The organism is Acinetobacter sp. LMB-5 (genome assembly GCF_001541635.1).
GTDB lineage: Bacteria > Pseudomonadota > Gammaproteobacteria > Pseudomonadales > Moraxellaceae > Acinetobacter > Acinetobacter pittii.
This window is the reverse complement of record NZ_LRDR01000133.1, coordinates 1-311: the sequence shown is the minus strand read 5'-3', so window position 1 is coordinate 311 and position 311 is coordinate 1. Positions and strand designations below refer to the sequence as shown.

Sequence of the window (311 nt, the reverse complement as noted above, 5' to 3'; positions counted from 1 at the left end):
TGCCTTTAATCAGGGCGCTGCTGGCGATTGGTGTGGAGATTGACCATAATGCATTGCTTGCCAATACCTTCGCTGGTGACCACAATCGCGAATTTAGCTTACTGGATTTTCTGCTAGGCCATTATGACGTGTTCTCAGAGCAGGCGTTAGCATCGGCTTGTGCCTGTATTTTGTCTGAGACAGCCTTCCGGGTGGAGATCAGCGACCAAAATGCAATTAAGACGCTGCTTGGAAAAATTCAGTCCTTAAACATTGTATTTGATCAGCGTATTTATTGGGCAGAATGGCACCGTGATGATTATTCCCTGTTT

General features: G+C 46.0%; 1 protein-coding gene. It reads left to right on the top strand.

The window, feature by feature from the left end; genetic code table 11:
• On the top strand, nucleotides 1-311 hold a 311-nt coding region (locus AW165_RS19900; RefSeq protein ID WP_171254280.1), incomplete at both ends, for a hypothetical protein.